The organism is Methylobacterium sp. WL7, assembly GCF_008040085.1.
GTDB lineage: Bacteria > Pseudomonadota > Alphaproteobacteria > Rhizobiales > Beijerinckiaceae > Methylobacterium > Methylobacterium mesophilicum.
Genome location: NZ_VRVG01000317.1, coordinates 1 through 1,156 on the forward strand (window position 1 = coordinate 1; position 1,156 = coordinate 1,156).

Annotated in this window: 1 protein-coding gene; it reads left to right on the top strand. The window is 66.9% G+C overall.

Annotated elements, in window-relative coordinates:
- The first annotated feature begins 23 nt into the window (after nt 1–23).
- The gene (locus tag FV233_RS29510) at nt 24–1,139 is read left to right on the top strand and encodes an ISAs1 family transposase (protein ID WP_147857791.1); all 1,116 of its coding nucleotides are present in this window, start codon (nt 24–26) and stop codon (nt 1,137–1,139) included.
- The last annotated feature ends 17 nt before the right edge of the window (nt 1,140–1,156 follow it).

Genomic DNA, 1,156 nt, shown 5'->3' on the forward strand with positions numbered 1-1,156 from the left:
GCCTCGGTCTGGTGAGGCATCCGATGTCAGGCAAGGCACTGGTGGAGCATTTTTCGGCGTTGGAAGACCCGCGCCAGAGTTGGAAGGTGGTCTACCCGCTGCCGGAGATCATGTTGCTGGTCCTGTGCGCGACCCTGGCCTCGGCCGAGGACTTCGTCGAGATCCGACGCTGGGGCCGGGAGAAGCTGGAATTCCTGCGCACGATGCTGCCGTTCCGACATGGCATCCCGTCGCACGACACCCTCAACGACGTTCTGAACGCCCTCGATCCAGGCCTGTTCTCGGCGTGCTTTGCCGCCTGGGTCGAGGCCCTGCGCGAGACCGAGCCCGACATCGTCGCGATCGATGGCAAGAGTTCGCGTCGCGCCCGCGCCAAGGGCGGCCATCCGCTCCATGTCGTCTCGGCCTGGGCCACGCGCCAGCGCCTGGTGCTGGGCCAGGAGGCCGTGGGTGAGAAGGCCAACGAGATCGTGGCGATCCCGCTGCTGCTGGAGCGGCTGCAGTTGACCGGCGCCCTGGTGACGATCGACGCCATGGGCACGCAGACCGCCATCGCCCAGACCATCCTCGACAAGGGCGCCGACTATCTCCTCGCGCTCAAACACAACTGGCCCGTGCTCGCCGAGGACGTGCGCCTGTTCTTCGCAGACCCCGGGCAGGCCCGCCTCGACAGCCACGAGACCATCGATCTCGGCCACGGCCGCAGCGAGATCCGCCGCCATGTCGTCTGCCACGACGTCGCTTGGCTCACCGCGGATCGCCGCTATCCCGGCGCGCCGCGCTTCCCCGGCCTCGAGGCCATCGCCATGGTCGAGGCAACGGTCGGACGCGGCGACACGACTTCGGTCGAGCGGCGCTACTTCCTGTCCTCGCTCCCCCTCGACGCCAAGCTGTTCGCCCGTGCCGTGCGCGCTCACTGGGGCATCGAGAACCGGCTCCACTGGGTGCTCGATGTCGTCTTCCATGACGATCTCATGCGCCTGCGCACCGCCAACGGGCCTCACAACATGGCCACCATCAAGCACATGGCCATGAACCTCATCCGCACCGCATCCGACACGGACAGCCTCAAGACCCGCAGAAAAGCCGCCGCTTGGAACCACGACTACCTCAGAGCCATCGTCACTCAGACCGCCTGATCCCCTTCAAGCGATCG

Excerpts from the sequence above, each read along its gene's own strand:
- FV233_RS29510 (WP_147857791.1), top strand. The coding sequence starts at position 24 with ATGTCAGGCAAGGCACTGGTGGAGCATTTTTCGGCGTTGGAAGACCCG.